General features: G+C 46.1%; 14 protein-coding genes. 6 read left to right on the top strand and 8 right to left on the bottom strand.

Annotated elements, in window-relative coordinates:
• Positions 1–747, bottom strand: coding sequence for a tyrosine-protein phosphatase (locus ACFS7Z_RS12410; protein ID WP_377484954.1), 747 nt, complete (start codon positions 745–747; stop codon positions 1–3).
• A gap of 432 nt (positions 748–1,179) precedes the next feature.
• On the opposite strand from ACFS7Z_RS12410, the gene ACFS7Z_RS12405 reads away from it, so the two are divergent.
• The 4 genes from ACFS7Z_RS12405 to hpf all read left to right on the top strand — a co-directional run bounded on the left by ACFS7Z_RS12405 (position 1,180) and on the right by hpf (position 3,937).
• Positions 1,180–2,319: an acyl-CoA dehydrogenase gene (locus ACFS7Z_RS12405; protein WP_377484952.1), complete on the top strand. Its 1,140-nt coding sequence runs from the start codon at positions 1,180–1,182 to the stop codon at positions 2,317–2,319.
• Positions 2,320–2,465: 146 nt separating this feature from the next.
• Positions 2,466–2,660, top strand: coding sequence for a 30S ribosomal protein S21 (gene rpsU / locus ACFS7Z_RS12400; RefSeq protein WP_115565249.1), 195 nt, complete (start codon positions 2,466–2,468; stop codon positions 2,658–2,660).
• A 71-nt stretch (positions 2,661–2,731) separates the two neighbouring features.
• Positions 2,732–3,610 (top strand): tyrosine-type recombinase/integrase, encoded by an 879-nt coding sequence (locus ACFS7Z_RS12395; protein ID WP_377484950.1) that lies wholly within the window; start codon positions 2,732–2,734, stop codon positions 3,608–3,610.
• A gap of 24 nt (positions 3,611–3,634) precedes the next feature.
• Positions 3,635–3,937 (top strand): ribosome hibernation-promoting factor, HPF/YfiA family, encoded by a 303-nt coding sequence (hpf, locus tag ACFS7Z_RS12390; RefSeq protein ID WP_377484948.1) that lies wholly within the window; start codon positions 3,635–3,637, stop codon positions 3,935–3,937.
• Between the two features lie 125 nt (positions 3,938–4,062).
• Here hpf and metK read toward each other — a convergent pair whose 3' ends face one another.
• The gene (gene metK / locus ACFS7Z_RS12385) at positions 4,063–5,367 is read right to left on the bottom strand and encodes a methionine adenosyltransferase (protein WP_377484946.1); all 1,305 of its coding nucleotides are present in this window, start codon (positions 5,365–5,367) and stop codon (positions 4,063–4,065) included.
• A 266-nt stretch (positions 5,368–5,633) separates the two neighbouring features.
• On the opposite strand from metK, the gene ACFS7Z_RS12380 reads away from it, so the two are divergent.
• Positions 5,634–6,437 (top strand): phosphatase PAP2 family protein, encoded by an 804-nt coding sequence (locus ACFS7Z_RS12380; RefSeq protein WP_377484944.1) that lies wholly within the window; start codon positions 5,634–5,636, stop codon positions 6,435–6,437.
• A gap of 9 nt (positions 6,438–6,446) precedes the next feature.
• Complete coding sequence (locus ACFS7Z_RS12375) at positions 6,447–7,250, top strand: phosphatase PAP2 family protein (protein ID WP_377484942.1); 804 nt, start codon at positions 6,447–6,449, stop codon at positions 7,248–7,250.
• Between the two features lie 293 nt (positions 7,251–7,543).
• Here the strand turns inward: ACFS7Z_RS12375 and ACFS7Z_RS12370 are convergent, their stop codons facing one another.
• The 6 genes from ACFS7Z_RS12370 to ACFS7Z_RS12345 form a co-directional block, all read right to left on the bottom strand.
• Positions 7,544–9,961, bottom strand: a complete 2,418-nt coding sequence (locus tag ACFS7Z_RS12370; protein WP_377484940.1) for a prolyl oligopeptidase family serine peptidase — start codon at positions 9,959–9,961, stop codon at positions 7,544–7,546.
• 107 nt (positions 9,962–10,068) lie between these two features.
• On the bottom strand, positions 10,069–11,748 hold the full coding sequence (locus tag ACFS7Z_RS12365; RefSeq protein WP_377484938.1) for an amidase: 1,680 nt from the start codon (positions 11,746–11,748) through the stop codon (positions 10,069–10,071).
• Between the two features lie 85 nt (positions 11,749–11,833).
• Positions 11,834–13,303 carry a RagB/SusD family nutrient uptake outer membrane protein gene (locus ACFS7Z_RS12360; RefSeq protein WP_377484936.1) on the bottom strand — a complete coding sequence of 490 codons (1,470 nt, stop codon included), beginning with the start codon at positions 13,301–13,303 and terminating at the stop codon, positions 11,834–11,836.
• 21 nt (positions 13,304–13,324) lie between these two features.
• Positions 13,325–16,318: a SusC/RagA family TonB-linked outer membrane protein gene (locus tag ACFS7Z_RS12355; protein ID WP_377484934.1), complete on the bottom strand. Its 2,994-nt coding sequence runs from the start codon at positions 16,316–16,318 to the stop codon at positions 13,325–13,327.
• Positions 16,319–17,290: 972 nt separating this feature from the next.
• Entirely contained in the window at positions 17,291–18,766 is a 1,476-nt protein-coding gene (locus ACFS7Z_RS12350) for a RagB/SusD family nutrient uptake outer membrane protein (protein ID WP_377484932.1), read from the bottom strand.
• A gap of 20 nt (positions 18,767–18,786) precedes the next feature.
• Positions 18,787–21,948, bottom strand: coding sequence for a SusC/RagA family TonB-linked outer membrane protein (locus ACFS7Z_RS12345; protein WP_377484930.1), 3,162 nt, complete (start codon positions 21,946–21,948; stop codon positions 18,787–18,789).
• Between the last annotated feature and the right edge of the window lie 1,234 nt (positions 21,949–23,182).

Genomic DNA, 23,182 nt, shown 5'->3' with positions numbered 1-23,182 from the left:
TTATAATTGGCTGTTACGAATCGGGAGCGCCAGCGCTTTGCTCAGGTATTTGCTGTTCAGCACCTTCTGCAGACTGTTCGTATGCTTTAAGCCGTGTGCATCAGACCCCAAGAAATCTACCAGGCCGTTCTCAATCAAACGCTCAGCATACTCCTTTGCACCTGGCGAGTAATAGCCTGTGAGGGAGTTAAGGTTAGGCTGAAACAGCACTCCATTCTCGCGTAAAGCTGCCAGCGCATCGAACTTACCGTAAAAGTAGGTATATCGCTCCGGATGGGCCAGCACCGGTTTGTATCCTTTGGAGCGCATCTTAAATATAGCCTCCCGCAGGTTCAGCGGTTCGTTCAGGAAAGAGGTTTCGAACAGCAGGTACTTGTCGCCGAATGTCAGCAATTCCTCCCCGTTCTCCAGTTTGTACAGCAAGCCCTCATCCAGGTAGTATTCTGCGGCGCAGTCCAGCTCCACTTCAATACCTGCCCCGGCTACGGCTTGTCTCAGCAAATGCAGCTTCTCACGAATAATCTCCGGAGTGTTCTTATAGAAGTCGCTCATGATGTGGGGCGTCATAATCAGCTTGCGGTACCCAAGCGAATGCATCACCTGCACCAACTCCAGCGAGCGCTCCATGTTCTCTGAACCGTCGTCTATGCCAGGCAGGATGTGAGAGTGCATGTCAACGCCTAAGGCGCTGAAAGACTCTTCGGCTGGAGCACTGTCCCCAAAAATTTTCTTTAAAAACTGTATCATCTCCTTTTCCTAACCCTACTGGCTCTTTCAGCTGTGGGCTCCCGTATAATATACTTCAAAATAACAGAAATAAAGAGCGCTGTCAAAATAAACAACAGAACGCCCTCTCCTGCACGCAGCAAGAGCACTAATCTATATGGGGCAACCAGCAATTTACTTACCAAGCACTGTGTGGAGGCAAATAATTGTAAACATCAGCAGCTGCCAGTGTCCGTCCTGTTAAGGTGACTCTAAAGCGACTATTATTGCCAATCTTATAAATTAATAGCCCTGTCATTAAAGATCCCTAAACATGACAGGTACATTGCAAATTCATTTTGCGAAAACGGAAAAAATAAACCCAAATACTCTTACCTTTATATTGCTTTGTAAACAAGGGCTATAGGATCCCCGTTATACGGCTACTGATATACCTGCAACTCTAGAAGATAAATGGAATTAAAGACAACTGAAAATCAGCGCATGATTGCGGACATGGTTCGTGATTTTGGTGCGAAGCATATAAAACCCAAGATGCGGGAATGGGACGAAAGCCAGGAGTTCCCGGTGGAGGTTTTCAAAAAGCTTGGTGAACTAGGCTTGATGGGCGTGTTAGTGCCTACAGAGTATGGCGGGTCGGGATTCGGCTATACCGAATATGTAACAGCCATTGCAGAGCTGTCCAGGATTGATGGCTCTATCGGCCTTTCGATGGCAGCGCATAACTCCCTGTGCACCGGCCATATCTTACAGTTCGGAAACGAGGAACAGAAGAGAAAGTACCTCCCGAAGCTTGCTTCAGCTGAGTGGATTGGTGCCTGGGGCTTAACGGAGCCAAACACTGGCTCTGACGCAGGCAATATGCGCACTGTAGCTGTACAGGACGGGGATTATTGGGTGATAAACGGGGCCAAAAACTTTATTACCCACGGCAAGTCAGGCAATGTGGCGGTGGTGATTGTACGTACAGGAGAAGTTGGCGACTCTCGTGGCATGACAGCATTTGTGATAGAAAAAGGAACACCTGGCTTTAGCGCCGGCCGCAAAGAAGATAAGCTTGGCATGCGTGCCTCAGAAACAACAGAGCTTATTTTCCAGGATTGCCGTGTGCACAAAGACCAGATACTGGGCACTATAGGCGAAGGCTTTATACAGGCCATGAAAGTGTTGGACGGCGGCCGAATCTCTATTGCCGCTCTCTCCCTGGGAATAGCACAGGGTGCCTTTGATGCGGCACTGGCATATTCGCAGGAGCGCAACCAGTTCAACAAGCCGATTTCCAGCTTCCAGGGCATTGCTTTTAAACTGGCTGATATGGCCACTGAGATCGAGGCCGCCTCTCTGCTGACGTACCAGGCGGCAGATATGAAAAACCGTGGCCTGAACGTGAACAAGGAATCTGCCATGGCCAAGCTGTTTGCCTCGGAGGTTTCGGTGCGGGTGGCAAACGAAGCCGTTCAGATTTTTGGCGGATATGGCTTCACAAAGGACTATCCTGCCGAGAAGTATTACCGGGATGCGAAACTTTGCACCATAGGTGAGGGAACAAGTGAGATACAAAAGCTTGTTATATCCAGAGCGGTACTTAAATAACAGCGGTAAAGGCATTTATCCGGCCTTTTTTGGGTATTTAAAATAAAAATACAGGCTGAAGTGAAATATATTTAGCCAATCTGTTGATTTTTAGGTACAAGCTTAGTTAAATTTGCAACCCTAATTTAAAGAGAAAAGAAAGAAATATGATTATTATCAACGTAAAAGATAACGAGTCTGTAGACCGCGCATTAAAGAGGTTTAAGAAGAAATTCGAAAGAACTGGTGTTTTGAAAGAACTAAGATCAAGAGCTTATTTCGAGAAGCCATCAGTAGCCAGAAGAAAGCAGAAAGAAAGAGCGGTATACAAGCAGCAGCTTTTCGCCAACGATAACTACTAGTCTTTCTACCAAGATACATTATTTTTCCATACATTAGTATATCTGATTCACAACATCAGATATACTAATGTATGGATTTATTTTTCAAGTACCTCCAGTACGAGAAGAGGTACAGCTCGCATACCCTTACCTCCTACCACACCGATTTAGGTCAGTTCGCACAGTACCTCCGGCAGGTGTACGATATAGCAGATGCTGCCGAGGCTGACCATACCATCATCCGGTCCTGGATACTGACGCTGGTACAGAACAACATAAAGCCACGCTCCATTAACCGGAAAATTGCCTGCCTGCGTTCTTATTTCCGGTTTCTGCTCGCTCAACAGCGCATAGCTATTAACCCGATGCTGCGCATAAAAGCACCCAAGGCATCTAAAAAACTCCCTGCTTTTGTACTCGAAGAGCCTTTTAACACCCTGCTCGACTCCTTTACTTTTGAAGATAATTTCGAAGGCCAGCGCGAGCGTTTGATTCTGGAGTTCCTGTATGGCACCGGCATACGGCTGGCAGAGCTTCTTGGCGTGGAGCACGCTGATATAGACCACCGTAGCAAAGTGGTGCGTGTGCTGGGGAAGGGCAACAAAGAACGTATAGTACCCCTCAACGATTCTCTTCTGAACAGCATTGCTGCTTATGAAACGCAGAAGAAGCGGTATTTTGCTGATAACAATTCCGTAAAATTGCTCGTTACTAATAAAGCTCGTCCCCTTTATCCCAAATTCGTTTATCGCGTTGTTAAAAAATACATCAGCTTGATTACCACCTCCGAACATAACAGCCCGCACGTGTTGCGCCACTCTTTTGCGACGCACCTGCTGAACAAAGGAGCAGACCTCAATGCTATAAAAGATCTACTGGGGCATGCCAGCCTTGCGGCAACGCAGGTTTATACCCATAACTCAATTGAGAAGCTAAAATCGGTCTTCGAGAAAGCCCATCCAAAAGCGTAAGTTTAACTATTAATTAAAATGACTATGAAGCTACAAATGCATTCCATCAACTTCGATGCTAGTGAGCAGCTGAATTCTTTTATTCAGCAGAGGGTGAACAAACTGGAAACATTCTACGACAGAATAATAGACGGAGAGGTGTTTATGAAGGACAATGGCAGCCAGGGGGGCACAAATAACAAAGAGGTGGAAATCAGACTATTTGTGCCGGGAAGCACGCTCTTCTCACAGGAAAATGCGGCATCGTTTGAGGCCGCCGCTGATGCCGCCGTTGATGCGATGCGCCGCCAACTGAAGAGGCATAAAGAGAAGCAAGCGACACACTAACGAAAGCTTTACTTCCGAATGACGAATTATTAATTCCGGATTAGGAAATAACATAAAACCAGAACGGCCTGCTATACTTAGCAGGCCGTTCTGGTTTTATGAGTTTCTATCTGTTCTCTACAGATTTATAGACCGAATTCAGTTTTGATTTTATCTACGTGGTCCAGTTTCTCCCATGTAAAGGTTTCGAACTCTCTTGTTTCCTTATGCCCGTTCCTGCCTACTTCCACCTGCTTTATAGATGGCGTTCTGCCCATGTGGCCGTATGCCGCAGTTTCCGAGAAAATAGGGTTCTGCAGTCCAAAGCGCTGCACAATGGCATAAGGACGCATGTCGAACAGTCTGTTCACTTTCTCCGCAATTTCGCCGTCGCTCATCGTGTTGCCACTCGCGTCTTTTACATTGGTAGAGCCATAGGTGGTTACGTATAAGCCAACCGGCTTTGCCACACCAATAGCATAAGCTACCTGCACCAGCGCCTGATCGGCCACACCGGCCGCTACCAGGTTCTTCGCGATATGGCGTGCTGCATACGCCGCAGAACGGTCTACTTTAGATGAGTCTTTGCCTGAGAAAGCTCCACCACCGTGTGCGCCCTTGCCGCCATAAGTATCCACAATGATTTTACGGCCTGTTAGACCAGTGTCGCCGTGCGGGCCACCGATCACGAACTTCCCTGTTGGGTTAATGTGGTAGGTGATGTTGCTGTTGAACAACTCCTGAATACGCTCCGGCAACTGCTTCAGCACGCGTGGCATCAGGATATTCTCTACATCCTCTTTAATTCGCTGCACCATCTGCACCTCTGCCTCGTTCTTCGCATCGTTGCTCTCACCTGCAGCTTCCACGAACTCATCGTGCTGTGTAGAGATAACGATGGTATCAATTTTCTCCGGCACGTGGTTGTCGCTGTAGCGAATTGTAACTTGCGATTTGGCATCCGGGCGCAGGTACGTCATTTCACTACCTTCTTTGCGTATAGCAGCAAGCTCCTGAAGCAACAGGTGCGAAACGCTCAGCGCCAGGGGCATATAGTTATCTGTCTCGTTCGTGGCATAGCCAAACATCATTCCCTGGTCACCTGCCCCCTGATCTTCCGGGTTCGAACGCTCCACGCCCTGGTTGATGTCGGCTGACTGCTCATGAATCGCTGAAATCACACCGCAGGCTTCAGAATCAAATTTATACTCAGACTTGGTGTAACCAATGCGTTTGATCACCTCGCGGGCCACCTTCTGCACATCTACATAGGCTTCTGTTTTCACCTCACCGCTTAGCACAACCAGGCCAGTGGTTACCAATGTTTCGCAGGCCACTTTAGACTGTGGGTCCTGCTTCAGGAATTCATCTAATAACGCATCTGAAATCTGATCCGCCACTTTGTCCGGGTGGCCTTCTGACACGGATTCAGAAGTAAATAAATAAGGCATTTTATATGGGTTTAGGTACAAAGTATAAACCAGCTGCCTTTTCCGGCAGCGGCTACAAAGCTAAAACAATTCTGCAACAGTTAAAATATATAGGTAAAAGAGAAGAACGGGATAAGGTATAATAATAGCTGTTAAACTTTTACTTTAGAAAATCCTATACTCCATCAAATTATACCTACCCTGCCCCTAAAAGTAGCCACACCTGCCTCCTGAGGCCATAACTTTATCAAATATGCCCCGTTTGAAGAGCATAAACATATCACTATATGAAACCTGTATTCATTATTCTAACATTATTCACCTTCCTGACAGGAGAGGCCTTTTGCCAGGACAACTCACCCTACAAAACTAGCCTGAAAGTTGATGCTCCCATTATTGCGGCGGGTATGGGGCTCAGTTACTATGGCCTTACCCTGATGCAGGATAAAGAGGGACTCACGCAGGAAGAAATAAACACGCAGACCAAAGAGGATGTCAACAGGTTTGACCGCTTCTCCGCTGGCTGGGACTCAGAAACGGCAAACACGCATAGCGATTATCCTTTTTACGCGTCGTTTGTAGCGCCACTGGCACTATTGCTGAATGAGGACGTAAAGAGCAACGCCGGACAGGTATTCGTGCTGTATGTGGAGACGATGGCAATAACGGGGGCACTTTTTACCATGACGAATGGAAACCTTCCCCGCAACCGCCCGCTTACGTACAGCCCTGATGTATCGGACTCTGAGAAAATGAGAGCCAATTCTCAGAATGCTTTTTATGCCGGCCACACAGCTGCCTCTGCCAGTGCGGCTTTCTTCGCAGCAAAGATATTTCATGATTTCAACCCTGATTCTCCGGCCAGGCCATATGTATGGGCTGCCGCTGCTGCCGTACCGGCCACTGTGGGCTACCTGAGGCTAAGGGCAGGTAAGCACTTTCTGAGCGACAACATCCTGGGTTACACTCTTGGGGCTGCAGCGGGTATTCTGGTGCCACAGCTTCACAAAAAATCAAACAAAAGAGACATAAGCCTTATCCCGGTAACCGGCCGCGAGTACAGCGGAGCGCTCTTGACGTATACTTTCTAAGCACTTGAAATGAAGAGACTCTTGCTGTTGTGGCTGGTTTTGTACAGCCTCGGGGGGCAACTTGCGTGGAGCCAAACCGGCAACTCTCCGTACCACGTCAACTGGCTCCGCGATGGAGCCATAACAGCAGGTGCCGTTGGTGCATCAGTGATAGGCAGCTTGCTCATAACAAACAAAGAAAAGCTTACTGAAGCAGATCTGGCAGGTCTAAGCAACGAGGATGTAAACGGATTTGACCGCTTTGCAGCCGGCAATTACAGCGCCAATGCTGAACATACTAGCGACTACTTCTTCTATGGCTCATTTGCTACGCCGTTCCTCCTGCTACTGAATGATAATGTGCGGCAGGATGCGCCACAGGTGTTCATGCTCTATGGGCAGGCTATGTCTATAGCAGGCGGCATGTACAGCCTTACAGCAGGCCTGATAGACCGGAAGCGGCCAAGTGTATATGCCTCCGATGCGCCGCTGGATGCGCGGCTACATAAGTATGGGGAGAATTCTTTTTATGCCGGACATACCTCCGCCACTGCTGCTGCTACTTTCTTTGTAGCGAAGGTATTCCATGACCTTAACCCAGGCTCCCCGGCCCGCCCTTATATCTGGGCTGCCGCTGCAGCCGTACCAGCCACAGTAGGTTACTTGAGGCTAAGGGCGGGAAAACATTTCCTGAGCGATAACATTCTGGGGTATGCCATTGGGGCCAGCGTCGGCATTTTGGTACCCGAACTGCACAAGCGAGGCTCTAAGGTGTCCCTGTTGCCGGTAAGTTCTGCGGATCAGGATGGTGTAGCTTTAGTGTACACTTTCTAAGAAGCCACTCTGACTTATACCTACTAAGGGGAGTCAGCCTTTTTATTCCTGCCATTCCGCTTATTCGGATTTCATAATCTGTATGACAGCTGAAGAGGCTTTGTGTGCTCATCTTTTCATTTGTTCTATAGCCAGAGCGCTTTGTTGTTGGTGGAAAACACCAACAACAGCGGAACTGCAGACATGAAGTGTCATCAGTGGAATGGTGTGAGCAGTTACCTTGAGTAAAAGTACTTTAGCGAAGAAGGGGAAGCTGTTTGCAGCCTCCCCCTTCTTTTATGATAAATGTTCTTCTAAATCTTATCCCCCTCTTCCTTCTTCAGGTTCTCCTCAAAGAGTTTGTAGATTCGCTTATACTCGTCTGTCCAGCTGGAGGGCTCCACGAAGCCATGGTCCTCTACCGGGTATACTGCAAGCTCCCAGTTGTCCTTACCCAACTCAATCAGGCGCTGTGTCAGGCGCACCACATCCTGAAAATGCACATTGGTGTCTACCATACCGTGGCAAATCAACAACGCCCCTTTCAGGCCTTCGGCATAGTAGATGGGTGAGCTCTTGGCATAAGCGGTGCTATCGGTGTAAGGGGTGTTCAGAATATTGGAGGTATAGCCGTGGTTGTAGTGGGCCCAGTCTGTTACAGAGCGCAGGGCGGCACCGGCAGCAAATACATCAGGTTCGGTGAACATAGCCATCAGCGTGATGAAGCCACCGTAGGAGCCGCCATAGATTCCGATACGGTTTGGGTCCACATTGTACTTCTCCACCAGGTGTTTCGCTCCATCTATATGGTCACTCAGGTCTTTACCACCCATAAAGCGGTAGATGCCTGTGCGTACATCTCGGCCATAGCCAGCGCTGCCCCGGTAGTCGATGTCCAGCACAGTATAGCCCTGGTCAGCCAGGAAGTTATGGAACATATACTCCCGGAAGTAGCTGCTCCACCATTTATGGGCGTTCTGCAGGTAGCCGGCACCATGCACAAATACCACAGCAGGTCCGTTCTTCTCAGGGTTTTCCGGGCGGTACAGGCGGGCATACACATCGGCTCCATCCTCTGCTTTAAACGTGATTACCTCCGGCTCACGCCAATCGTATGATTTGAATTCTTCTGTCAGCGACTCCGTCACCTGCTTTGGCTTCGCGCTTTTTTTATTTTCCATCACATACAACTCCCAGGGCCTGTTGCTGGTAGAGGAGCGTATAGCCAGGTTCTTTTCATCCGGCGACAGCGTTACTTCCTGGGCTCCGGGCATTGAAATCAGCTGCACCATCTCTCCCCCCTGCAACGGCATGCGGTAAAAATGCTTCTCGCCCGGGTGTGCTTTATTCGCTGTGAAGTACCAGTTCTTCTTATCATCTGATATCCGCAGGTCCGACACTTCAAACTTTCCGCTTGTAAGTTCTTTTTTCTTGCCGCTGCTTACGTCAACAGTATATAGGTGCGAGTAGCCGCTTTCCTCCGACTGGAACCAAACCCGCTCGTTGTCTGGCATCCAGCCAATTTCGCCGGGGCCGTAGCCGATGCCGGGTCCGTTGATCCAGGCCTCATCGCGCTGGCGGTCCAGCACTGTTAGCTTACCTGTGGCAGGGTCTAACTTCAGAATCCAACGGTCTTTGTTGTCCTGCGAACGGGCCACCACCACTGCCTGTTTTCCATTATCAGACCAATAAGGACCGTAGATAACTGTTGGGCGTACCTCTGTTTTTTTAGCTTTCGTGTCAGTTGTGTCCTTTGCTGCGCTGGTATTTGTTTCTTTCTCCAGCAAATATGCGGGCTGCTCCGCAATCCCTGCCACATCTTTCATTGAAACTGCAAAAGCAGTATCGCGCTGTGTGTCGTACACAAAGAACTCATAAGTTGCCTGCGCATCGCCTACTTTCGTGCGGGTGTTAATATCTTCCGTATAGCCGGAGGAGGTAACGTAATTCGGAACGATGGCTGTCTTCGCGTTCTTCGGCCGGTTTACCAGCTGATACGTGATAAAGCGTTCGTCCGGGCTCAGGTTGATGCTATTGACAGCCTTATCGTCTATGTAGATCTCTTTCGGGCGGTTTGGAGCATCGCGTTTCTGTTTCTTCTGCTGTGCCTCCTTTTCCTCCTCGCGTTCCCGTACAATCTGCAGCAGCGACAGCTGTTGTTCTTTCAGCCAATCCCGTTGGGCATCTTTCCCCTCTCCTGCTGCCTTTCGTCCCTTTCTGAAATCGGTTAGCTGCACGGTTTGTCCGTTGGCCGCATGCCAGGCAAAAAGGTTATTGTCTTTTATGTAAACCACCTTTTGCTCGTTGTGGCTGAACGAGGGGCTACTCTCCCGCTCCACGGTATTTGTTATCTGCTGCGGCTTACCGGATTTTATATTGTATAAAAAAATATCGCCGTTCTTCTCATACACTTTCTTTGTTTCAGCGCGGTTATACTCGCCATAAGGAGAAGGTAAATTGCGGCGCTCCTGCGGGCTTACCTTTCGGATGTTCTTTCCATCAGCAGACACACTGTACAATGAATCTGATTTATTCCCGTCCGGATTCCAGCTGAAGTAGACTTTTTTACCGTCTTCTGACCAGAAGATGTTGCTCGGAGATGTTCCCATCCATTTCGGGTCGCGCATAATTTTCTCCACGCTGAGCTCCATCTTCCCGTCCTGCGCCTGTAAGGCACTGCCATATAGCATCAGGCAGGTCATCAGGGCTACGGCTTGTTTTCTGAATAACATGAATATGTCGATTTGTTGGTTAGTTTTTTGTGGAATTAAATTTAAGCGCTTTATAGCCTTTATGCAAAACCGCCACCTGATGCTTTAGGTTCAGGTGGCGGTTCTGGCTATGCTTTTGATTTCTTTTTCTTTCCGAAGTTCATGTCCGGATGCTTTTCCTCATAGTTCGTTAAGCCCTGGTATAAGTTTGCCAGGGCGAGCATATCCGCTTCGCCAAAGAGCTTACCCATAAACGTGATGGTGGTGGGCATACCATTTTTCTGGAAGCCGTTAGGCACCACCACACACGGATGCCCTGTCAGGTTCGTCACCACCAGGTTACTGCTGGCAAAGGAAGGGCTCAGGTACACGTCTACGTCCTTCAGTTTCTTCTGCATCTGCTGCACCAGCAACGTTCGCACACGCTGTGCCTGCAGATACTCGACAGCCGGCACAAACCTACCTGCCCTGAATATGTTTGGCCAGGCATTTTTATGCTGGGCCACCAACAGGCTGTCACGGCCACTGCGGGTAAGTTCGTCAAAAGCAGCCGCCCCTTCCACCGAAATAGTCAGGGTCAGCTCCCGTGCCGGCAAGTCTGGCAGTTCTATTGGCACCAGTTCTATTCCTGCCTCCCGAAGCACTGCTAGTGTTGCCTCGTCATTTTCTTTGAAGCCGTAGTTGCGCTCAAAGTCTTTCTTCAGGTACCCCACGCGCAGCTTCTTTGCATCTATTTTTGAGCTGTAGTTGAAAGGCGCATCATACACAGATAAGTCTTTCCCATCCGGCCCGTATATAGCGTTAAATACAATGGCGGCATCTTCTGCAGACCTTGTAATAGGGCCTATCTTATCCATCGACCAGCTTAATGCCATTGCCCCGTTGCGGCTCACGCGGCCGAAGGTAGGACGTAAGCCTGTGGTACCGCATGCAGTAGACGGTGAAACGATGGAACCCAAAGTTTCAGTGCCAATTGCGTAGGGCAGTAAGCCACCGGCCACAGCTGCAGCTGAACCGGCAGACGAGCCGCTGGATCCTTTCGTAATGTCCCAGGGAGAGCGCGTTTTACCGCCGTACCACACGTCACCCATTGCCAGCGCGCCTAAGGTTGTTTTCGCTACCAACACGCCACCAGCATCCTGTAGGCGCTGCACCACAGTAGCATCCTCATCTATTACCTGGTCTTTGTAGGGTGTGGCACCCCAGGTCGTTTTATACTTCTTCGTCGACAGCAGGTCTTTCACCCCAAACGGAATGCCGTGCAGCAGGCCTTTGTATTGGCCAGCTTTTATCTCCTTGTCTGCCTTCAGTGCCTGTTGCAGGGCCAGTTCTTCTGTGAGCGTTGTCACGCACTCCAGCGTTGGGCCATACTTCTTCAGCCGCGCGATATAAAACTTTGTCAGTTCCTCAGAAGTTATTTGCTGTGTACGCACCAGCTCTGCCAGCTGTGGAATAGAGTAGAACGCCAGCTCCTCCCGTTTTTTTGGCAGCTTTACGTTGGCAGGACGCGTCACATCAAACGCTACCTTCTGTTTCTCGAAAGTATACCCTACCGGTATTGGGTTGAACACCAGCGCCGGGGCCACATCGTTGGTTAGCGGCACCTTCCGGATCGCCTCATAACTCTCCTTAAACTCTTCCATCTCCGACAGGGTGGAGTCGAGTTGGGCATTTGTGAAGTGGAGCCCTATCAGCTTCTGTGCATCATGCAGCACATCTACTGTAATCTTATCATCTGCCAGCTTGGTTACGAACGCTCCCGAAATAAAACAGGCGGCACCTAACAAAGCAATTGCGTTCTTCTTCATTGTTGATTTTTATTACTGAGGTACAAAGATAAAGGGGTAGACATAAATGCCCACCCCTTTAGTTATTTAATTCCATTAACCTGTATTAGTATCCAGGATTTGGCACAAGAGATGGATTTATATCCAGTTCTCGCTGCGGGATTGGAAGAATGGTATAGTCTCCACCAAATACTGCTCTGGCAGCTCCTTGGCCAGTTGTAATCAACGGCATCCTGTTTCGTAGCAAGTCCATTCTGCGGAAGCCTTCAAATGCCAGTTCTAGCCTTCTCTCGTACAGTATGGCCGCTATCAGTTCTTCAACAGATGAGAAAGAAGCCACTGTATAAAGTGGCAGACCTGCACGGGTGCGCAGCTCATTTATCAAGTCAATTGCTTCCTGCGCTTCAGCTACTGAAGTAGCCTGACGCGCTATTGCTTCTGCCAAAGTCAGCACTACCTCTGTTACACGAATAACAGGCGCATTATCTGAGTTGTTCACTGCATCAGGGTACTTATTTGTAAAAGGATAAGTAACATCATCAGCAGCTACACCTGTCTCTGTTAAGGCAGTGTATCGTTTGTCTACAATAGCGCCGTCTACAGCCGTTCTTTCAAAAGCTGTTATAAGATCTTCTGAATAAGGTGCATCCCCTCTTCCTCCTTGTGCTGCAGGGCTATAATAAGATGCCAGACCACCACTACCGGTACGCCCGTTATCTATCGCTGAGTTCAAAATAGAGAAGATATTCTCCTCTGTGATTCCTGAAGTGTAGAAGCTATAATCAGTAGCCAAATCATATGCAGGTCCATCTAATACTAACCTGGCATACTCTTCTGCCTGTGCCCAGTTCTCCCTGTACAGGTACAGTCTTGACAGCAATGCCTGTGCGGCTGCAACGGTAGCCCTGCCGCGGCCCTCTCTGTCCTCACCAAACTCTGCAAAAGTGTTGAGGTTAGGAATTGCTTCCTTTAAATCCTCTTCGATCTGAGCATGAACTTCATTCAGAGTAGCTCTTTCTGGAAACGTAACTTCTTCAACAAATGGCTCTAGCACCAAAGGCACAGAAAGGTTGGTTCCCTGTTCTACCTGCCAGGGCTGAGAAAAGAAGTTGGATAATTGGAAGTACAACAGCGCTCTTATAAACTTTGCCTCTGCTATAACCTGTGCTCTCTCTTCTTCGGTAAAAGAAGGATCTTCAACGGTAGGGGTATTTGCAATCAAGCTATTGGCCCTTGTAATTGCCCTATAATGCACCTGCCATAAATCCCTCACTGTAGCATTAGTACCTACTGTAGAAAAACTTTTGATTTCCTGTAGGGTAGGGAAAGAGCCCACAAAGTTTACATTATCCGCCTGGAAATCTCCAATTACCTGAGATAAGCCTCCAAAAACTTCGAAGTTCTGCATAGTGCTGTACACGCCATTAAGCACAGCATACACGTTAGCCTCTGAAGCGTAGACATCTCCTGCTTGTACCTCCTGCTCTGGCCTTAGCTCATTCAGTTTATCCTCACAGGAAAAAGTTCCCAGCGCTAAGGAAAGTCCTAAAACGCTTAATATATGTTTTTTATTCATTTTAGTAAATTTAAACGCTTGTTAGAAAGTAAGATTAACACCAGCAGTTATTGTTCTTGGCTGCGGCAGGGCAAAGAAAGACTCCCCTGCAATTTGGTTATTTCCACCACTCGCAGATACTTCCGGGTCCGGACCTCTGAAGTTGTCAGCCGTTAACGTCCACAAGTTCTGACCTAAAAGGTAAACACGTGCAGTTGAGAAGACCCTTGTTTTGCTTAGCAATTCAGTTGGAACATTGTATCCTACGGAGAATGTCTTCAATCTTAGGTAAGAACCGTCCTGTAACTGGGATGTAGAAAGCCTGTTGAAGAAAGGCGCAGTAGGGCTAGAGAGGGCCGGGAAGAAGGCATCCTTGTTCTCAGGAGTCCAGTAATCTAACAGGTCTGTGCTCTTGTTGAAGGCACCACCTGGGTTTTCAGTAAAGCGCAAGCCATCAATAAGCACTTTGTTACCATAAGAGAAGTTAAAGAACGCATTCAGGTCAAACGCTTTATAACGGAAAGTATTTGTGAAGCCTCCTGTATAATCCGGAATGGCACTTCCTACAATCACAGCGTTAGAAGAAGCATACGTTGTAGTTATTTCACCGTCTTTTGTAAGCCACTGTGCATCTCCCGTCTCAGGGTTTATGCCAGCATATCTTACCAGGTAAAACGTGTTCAGGTCTTCACCAACAATAGCTCGTTGTGCTGTACTTCCGGCCAGAAAGTCTCTGCCTTCAGCATCTTTGTTGGCAGGCAAAGAAAGTATCTCATTGTCCAGGAAGCCCATGTTTAATGTAGTTGTCCACTGAAAATCATCTGTAGCGATGTTTCTGCTGGTAATCATCAGGTCAACGCCACGATTTCTCATTTCACCTATGTTTCTTGTAGCGCTGGCAAAACCTGTTGTATATGGGTATGGCTGATTTGCCAGCAAACTCACTGTCTCCTTGTTATAATAGCTCACTTCCAGGTCAAGGCGCTCGAACACGGTAGCATTCAAAGTCACATCAAACTGTGCTGTTTCCTCCCAACGTAAGTCAGAGTTAGCCACTGTAGTCGGAATCAAGCCTGCCTGTCCGTTATAGTCTGCACCGCCACCGCCAGAGAATAACCCGAGGTATGCGAAATTACCAATCTGGTCGTTACCAGCGGTTCCGTAACTTGATGTCAGTTTCAGGAAGTTCAGGAAGTTTGCGTTTTGCAGAAAGTTCTCTTCTGTCAGCACCCATCCTACGGACGCGGCATAGAAGGTACCGTATTTATAGTCTGCACCAAACCTGGAGGAACCGTCTCTACGAAGTGTTGCCTCAAACAAATACTTGCTGTTATAATCGTAGTTAACACGCCCGAAATAAGACTCCAAAGCCCACGCTGAACCTGAAGCAGATGTAGAGATTGGCGTACTCGCTGATGCAACGTTTGGAAGATCATCACTGGCAAAACCAGAGCCTTCAACAAAAATATCATCAAACCGGGATGTCTCATAGCTGTGCCCTAACAGGACACCAAATGTATGTCCACTTTCAGCAAGAAACTTATTGTAGTGTAGCGTATTAGTTACCAACCATTTGTTATCTGAAACATTAGAGCGATAACCATAACCTCCTGGTGACAGCAGATCCGGATTGCGGTACTTTGAATCTGTTTCAAGTAAGTCTATACCCCAATCCGTTTTAAACTTAAAATCCTTGAGGAAAGTAACCTGCGCATAAGCATTACCAGTGCTCCTCATCAGGTTAAAGTCGTTCTTTGTAAGTGCGTCCTGTGCAATAGAGTTAACAATAAAGCCTGTGTTCTGGAACTGGCCATCTGCGCCATAAGGTGTTACAAATGGGCTTTGTAGATAAGCTCCAGTCAGAGGCGCTGCAGTGCTGTTCTCCAGACCAACACGTCTCATGTCAGAGTTTGAGAGGCTGTAGTTAACACCTACCTCTATATTCTCAGTTACATCGTGCTTCAGGTTTAGTCTTCCGGATAGTTTCTCTAATTCATTACCAATAGTAAAGCCAGACTCATCAGAATAAGTACCGCCGATATAAAAGGTGGTCTTTTCGTTACCGCCTCTGGCCGAAACGTTGTAGGAACTTACTTTGCCTGTCTGAACTACACCCTCTACCCAATCATAGGTGTTGGTTAAGTCGTAGGTAGCAGGCTTGAAAGTTGCACTTTGTGCTGCACCATACGTGTTTCTGAAAGTAGCATATTCTTCCGCACTCATGTACTTCAGCAACTTCGTTGGCTGTGAAATACCTGTGAAATAATCAAAACTAACAACCGTTTTCTGGTTCTTAGATCCTGATTTGGTATTAATAAGCACCACACCATTGGCACCTCTGGAACCATAAATAGCTACGGCTGCAGCGTCCTTCAATACACTCATTGACTCAATATCATTCGGGTTGATGTTGAGCAAGGGGTTCAGACGTGCAGATCCACCTTGTAGTTGGGAATAGCTATCACTATTGTTAAGAGGGACACCATCTATAACATACAAAGGGTCGCCACCAGCTGTTATGGAGGCCGCACCTCTAATACGCACAGACGAAGCAGCACCCAGTACGCCAGATGAGTTTGTCATCTGAACACCGGCAGCCTGCCCCTGCAGCAACTGCTGCGGGCTAGTTAATGGCGTGTTTCTAAAAGATTCCGCATCAACTGTAGCAATAGACTGCGTACTCAACTTTTCAGTTGTAACACCATAACCCACAACCACCAATTCGCTTAGCTGCTTGTCATCTACTGAAAGGCCCACATTGATTGTGCTTGCGTTTCCTATGGCACGTTCAACATTGGCATAACCAATGTATCGGAAAACCAAGGTGTTTGATCCAGCCGGAACACTTACTGTATAAGCTCCGTCAGCACCGGTAGTAGCACCCACTGTGGTGCCTTTAACAACAACAGAAACTCCGGGCAATCCTGCTCCGGTAGCTTGGTCGGTGACTCTTCCCGACACAGTCGTGCTTTGTGCATACACCTGCTGCAGCAGGGCAAACACCAAAGCAAAACTTAAAAGTAGTACTCTTTTCATACTTAGGTTTTAAGGTGAGATAAAAAAATTTTGAGTATTGTTTGTATATTACAAGATAGCTCCAACATAGATAAGAGGAAAAAAATTATTTATTTTCCACAATTTTTATAAATAAACCACAAAATCGTATTATTTTTATCATGAAGGAGTATATGCCTGTATCTGTAATCTTCTTCCTTTCCTTATACTTGAGATCTAAACTAGATTATATCATATAAATCAATTATAAGTCGTAGAACAATAATAGACTCTCCTGTCTTTATTCAAAAACAAGTGGGAAACAGTATTGACTGTTTATTAACAACAGTTTTGACTTTTTGTTTTTTTTCGAACAGTAATAAGGAAACTTCAGGAAGAAAAATACAAAGCGTTTTTATCACTTCTTAAGTGCTCAAATACTGATAATACAAGCTGTTTATATGGAACAGGAGAGGCCGTCCGCCATTAACTTTCATTTTAAGCTTACATAGGAACAGACGCAAATAGTTTTTCATCTGAATACAGTCAATATATAATCAGGCCCAGTTTTCTAGTTTACTAACAGCGCTGTTACATTGGCATGGGCGTATATCATTACCTCTCTTTGGTTCCGAAGGAATATTTACCTGAATCAGAATAAACACTGGTGCCGGAGCAGCATCTCTTGGCATATGACGTATTGATTTTCTATCACGTCCTCCAACTCAAGTTAGCTCAAGCCTTTTTGTAAATATTACGGTTGAACCAATCTGTTCTTGTGCATCCTGCAGCACTTTTTTATCTACTTCGACCTTGTTATACATGTCCATTAAAAGCAGGCGGCACCTAACAAAGCAACGGCATTCTTCTTTATTTCTGATGTTAATTTATCTCAACTAAGGTGCAGGACTTCGCCTAAAGTTCAGACACTGTTATTCCTGAAGTGTCAAAAAATCAAAAAGCCGCCTTCTACATTCGAGAAGGCGGCTTTTTAGTTTATTTAGATAATCTTACTTACTCCGGATTCTGATCAGCAACAGTTAACGCATCATTTGCATCAATTTCAGCCTGTGGTATTCTGAACAAGAACTCAGGAGCATCAATTTCTCTCTGGAATACCTGAGCTAAGGCTGCATCATGGTTTCCTGCTCCTGATGGCCTGTTCAGATCCTGATTCAGGCGCTTCAGGTCTAATAAAGAGAAACCTTCACCCCAAAGCTCAATTCTTCTCTGAAGTAGTATTTCATTTATCAGTTCCTGTCCTGTAGCTGCTACAGGCTCAAAGCCTTCTACAACCCTTGCCTCAAGAAGCTCATTCAGTACTGCCTGCGCCTCTGCATTCTGTCCCAATCTTGCTAACGCTTCAGCTTCGATCAAGTACATCTCTGCTGCACGCATCAAAACATAATCCGCAGCCCAAGAGCCTGCCACTGGCAGATAGAACTTCTTTTGGTTATAGTCAACTGATGCGCCACTTCCGGTTCCAGTACCTGGAGTTACGAAAGTAGTCTTCCGAACATCACCCTCTGGAATCATGTCATACAGCTCTTTTGTAATCTTCTTCTGCAGACCCAGGCTTGCATAGCTTAACCTGGAAGCATCAAAGTGAGAAAAGAAAGAAGCAAAAATGGTAGATTGATCGTTTGGAATCTCCAGGCCCCAAATCCACTCTTCTGTATCAACACCAAAACCAGCCTGGAATTCCTCTGCAGACATAAGGCCAAAACCTTGTCTTGCCTGGTTTGCTTTGGCAGCTGCAGTAGTCCAGTCTTCCATTTGCAGCGCTACTCTTGCTCTTATTCCCTGCACCACATTTGTATTTACATGTGAAGTGTGCAGTCTATCCTGCCCTTCAAGCATAGCTTCAGCAGCATCTAAGTCTGAGATTATCTGAGCATAAACCTCCTGCACAGTTGCTCTTGGCTTACCTTCTGTAGTTGGTTCTGTGTAAATCGGCACACCAGGTGCATTTTCATTTCCAACATAAGTATGCTGCCACAGGTTAATTAAATAGAAGTAAGAGTAAGCTCTCAATGCTAACGCATTTCCTCTGATGTACTCTTTCTCTTCTTCTGTACCGCTTGCTGTCTCAAGACCAGCAATAATTCGGTTCGCGTTATTGATGGTTCTGTAGTAGTACTCCCAGGCTACATCAGATCTCGAGTTGTTCGCAGCTGAAGCCTGTGCTGTAAGATTGTACTCTGTGGTAAACCAACTATAACCTTGAGTGTGTATGACCATATCATTTCCCATCAGGTCCATGGTCAGGTCATAAGACTTTTGACCAAAGTGCCCGTGACTGCCAGCCATACTGGTCCACATTGACCTGATGGTACCATTAAGAGCAACTAACGCACCCTCCGTGGTCTGGAACACCGTTTCGATAGAAACATCAGCTGTTGGCGCAGTCTCCAGGTACTCTTTTTCGCAGCTCGTTAGCATCAATACTGCTAAGGCTAACGGGCTTATCTTCTTTAATATACTTTTCATGTTAGATTTTAATTACTTAATTAAAAGTTGGCATTAAGACCAAAAGTAACAGTACGGAAGATTGGGTAAGTATAATCTGACGTTCCGTCGAAGCTTCTTTGTGGATCCATTCCCTCGTTTTTCGTTAAAATTAAGGCATTATCCATGGCTGTGAAAGCTCTTAGAGAGCTCACTCCAATTTTGTTAGTCAAGGAAGCGGGGATTGTATAGCCGAAGTTGATGTTCTTAACAGTCAGATAAGAAGCGTCAAACAACCATCTGTTAGAAGCACCGTCCTGACCAGCAACACCAGTCTGTAGTCTTGGCACATTTGTGATGTCACCTGGCTGCTGCCATCTGTCAAGGATGTCAACGCTGAAGTGTGTTCCATAAGAACCCCTGTGCATCAGGTTAGCATAGTTTGAGTCGTAGAACTTACCACCAGTCTGGAAAGTAACTAACGCTGACAGGTCAAACCCTTTGTAACGGAGTGAATTAGAAACACCACCAATCAAATCAGGAATAGCTGAGCCATGGTAGTAGTAAGTTGCCTGGTTGATTACGTTGGTTGTTTGAAGCTCACCAGTAGGCTCGCCATCAGCACCCAACACATCCTTGTAATACAAAGCGTCACCAGTAGCTGGATCAACCCCGGCATACTCACGCAACCAGAAATCGTACACACTGTGGCCTACCATTAGCTTCTTGGTACCACGGATGATTTCGTCCTGAGGCAGCTTTGTGATTTTGTTTTCGTAGCTGGTCAGGTTTACATCAATTCTCCAGTCGAAATCAGTTGTTGTAATGGCATTATAGCCCAACTGCAATTCCCAACCGTAGTTCTTCATGGTACCAACGTTCTCCCATCTTGATTCAATACCAGTGGATAATGGCAGTGGAACATCAAACAACAGGTTGTCTGATGTTCTATCAAAGTACTCTACAGTACCATCTAATTTGTTGAATATTCTGAAATCAACACCAACGTTGAATGTTGCGTTTTTCTCCCACAACAGCTCTGGGTTTGGTAAAGTCTGTATCAGGGCACCCGGGCTGTTTACGTTGTTCCATCCAAGGCCATAAAGTCCCTGCCATGCATAATAGTTGGATGTACCATTGGCGTTCTGAACGTCTTCGTTTCCCTGCTCACCATAGCTGGCTCTAAGTTTTAACTCATCAACCCAAGTAACATTGCTCAGGAAGCTTTCCTGGCCAATGCGCCAGCCTGCACCTACTGACCAGAAGTTACCCCAACGTACATCCTCGTAGAATCTGGAAGAACCGTCTCTTCTGAAGCTACCTGAAAGTAGATACTTATCGTTCAGGGCATAGCTTACCTGCGAGAAGAAACCTTCCAGTTTGTGCTCGTTTGTGTAGGAAGTTGATGCGCCGGCTGTGGCTGCCGGTGCCAGTTCAGAAGTTCCCGGGAAAGGAAAACCTGTACGGGTAGCAGACATGAATCTTCTCTCATAAGAGTAGTTTTCATGACCAACTAATGCGTTGATAGTATGAGAACCCAATTCTTTGTTCCAGCTTAATACTTGGTTGAAAGTAAAAGAAACATCACGGGTATCAGATTTAGTAGATCTACCTGTTACGTTAGCGGCATCACCAAACTGTGAGTTTTGGAAACCAGTTCCCAAGGCATTATTGTAGTTACCACCAAGCGTAGTCTTGAATTTGAAATCTTCCAGGAAGTTAAACTCAACGTATGCGTTTGCAATTGCCTCACTTCTTCTTGTAGAGTTTTCGTCAAGGTCTAATGAACCTAACAGGTTTGAATTACCAGCATAAGGGCGGGTTCCCATTTGTGAAGGCACACCCCAATCCAGTACTCTTCCACCAGTGATAGGGTCTACTACAAAACCACCTTCTGCATTTCTCTCCCATACTGGATAGATAGGCCCCATGTATCTTGAGAAATAGAAAGGGTTGGAGGTAGCAGTACCAGTAGCGAAGTTACCGTCATAGTCAGATAGTGTAGCTGAGATATTAAGACCAGCTTTCAACCAGTCACCAGAACCAGTGTTCACGTTCACGCGACCATTGAAACGATCATACTCAGAGAACTTGGCAATACCTTCTTCATTGATGTAACCTAATGAGATATAGTAGTTGCTGGCACCTTCTCCACCAGATAAGTTCATGTTCAAGTCTGTTCTGGTTGCTTTCTGGAACAACTCGTCAGACCAGTTATCTTGATACAAGAGCCTTGCATTAGGGTTCAGCTTGCCTGTTGCAGGATCGATAACCTCATTATCAGCAACGTTATATGGGTTATAAACCAGTCCATTAGGACCTGCAATTGTGTTAGAAGCAGATATAGCAGCTTCTTCTGGTGTGAATTTAACACCAGTAGCCGGGTTTTTAGCAGCAAGACGAGCATTTCGTGTAGCTTCCCACATCAGTTCGTAATACTGATCAGCATTAACCCGCTCATATTCCGGGATACCACGCTCAGAAACACCTTTTCTTAAGTTAACAGCCAATCTTGGCTTGCCACCACTACCTTTTTTAGTAGTTATCATGATAACACCGTTTGCAGCACGGGCACCATATAATGCTGAAGCAGCAGCATCTTTCAGTACAGTAACAGACGCAATATCATCAGTTGAGATAGAAGATATAGTTCCATCAAAAGGAACGCCATCCACTACATATAAAGGAGAGCTGCTTGCATTTACAGAACCAATACCACGGATACGCACATTCGCACTTGATCCTGGCGCACCACCGCCGTTGCTTGTCTGGATACCAGGCGCAAGGCCTTCCAGCACACGCGTAACGGATGTTACCTGCTGTCTCTGGATCTCACGTGTAGTAATGGTAGACTCGGCTCCTGTAAAGGCTGTTTTTGCAACTGATCCGTAAGGAACCTGAACCACAACCTCGGATAGCATTTCGCTATCTACTGACAAACTAACACTGATGGTATTTCTGCCATCTATCGCAATCTCTTGCGCAGAATAGCCAATATACCTAAAGATTAATGTGTTTTTGTTAGCCGGAACGTTAACAGAATAAGCTCCGTCAGCACCAGTAGTAGCACCAACAGTGGTACCTTTCACAATTACAGAAACACCGGGCAGTCCCTCCCCTGTGGCTTCGTCGGTTACTCGCCCCGACACAGTTGTGCTTTGAGCATACACCTGCTGAAGCAGGGCAAACACCAAAGCAAAACTTAGTAGTAGTACTCTTTTCATACTAAAGTTTTAAGGTTAGATAAAAAATTGTTTGTTAGATATTGTTTGTAACACCCAATATAGGTAGAATAACACAAATGGAAAATAAAATAAAATAAATTAGATAGCCTTTTCACTTAGTTCATATTTAAATGCAACATTTTTCCAAAATAGATCTATATGCATAAGATTTTACATCACGCTTTGCATTTACTATTTATAAAGCTAAGGTAGCAACAGAAACCCCCTTACGTCAATAAACAGCTGATTATCAGTTGTAAAAATATCAAATTTGCAATTTTAGCTTGTGATATATAGCATATAAGCAACGATTAGACTCTCTGGCTCAAAGTTTTTTATCGACGAAAATAGTGCTACTCATTATTTAAATAATTAAAGGATACAACTTTATCAAGTATATGTTATTTCTTTTTCACCTACATTAAACTACACTTCTTAAAATCTTTATTAGAACCCTAACAAAGTCAAAGTTTAAACATTTTAATTATATTTTTTTAAGACAGCTGAGAAAATAGAAATCCCGTTTAGCTTATGTTATATTGATGACAGAAGGTTAACTTATTAGCTATCATGTTAAATCTGATGTATACTTTCATCTTTATGAGAGCCTGCTCAAAAATTCAGAAATAGTTTAAGCTCGTCTATTTAGATCGCTTTAGCTATATGTAGATTTTGAACACTTTACTTAGTAGCTACAGCTTTACTACAACACGACTTGTGACATTTGATTTTGTAAGTTGGTTTAGAATTTGAAACTACAGCGAAGCGGTTTTGCTGTGTGTATATAAGAGTCATGGAGGATTTCTAGCCTATGACCATCAGCTAACTTCTTCTTTTACCAGAAGGGTTCTTTTCACCTCTATCACTAAGAAATATGATTGGTGTTGACGCTTACTCCAATAGCACTAGCTTATTGTTATCGAAGTGTGCTATCCGGTTCTTCGAACTCACCTGCGGCAGAGGGAAGAAACAGCTGATAGAAGAAACAGCTGATACTAAATATACCCAACAGGGTATTTAGCAAATGACAGGCTGCTCTATCAGACGTTGTTCGCCTGCTTCAATCTTTCTTGAAGAAAGCTACAGCTCCTCCTTTTTATAGTTGTTCTAGCCTTCTGGCAACACACATGGTTTTGCTGTTGAAGAATTGCGTCTTCAGGCGCTTCCTGTGGATGGCTGTAAGTTGTTTGAAGGTAACAGTTGTGTATGCACTAGTTCTGCTAACTGAGGAACG

Origin of the sequence: Pontibacter toksunensis, from assembly GCF_042686245.1 — a bacterium.
GTDB lineage: Bacteria > Bacteroidota > Bacteroidia > Cytophagales > Hymenobacteraceae > Pontibacter > Pontibacter toksunensis.
The sequence above is the reverse complement of the archived record's forward strand: the minus strand, read 5'-3'. Positions and strand labels throughout refer to the sequence as shown.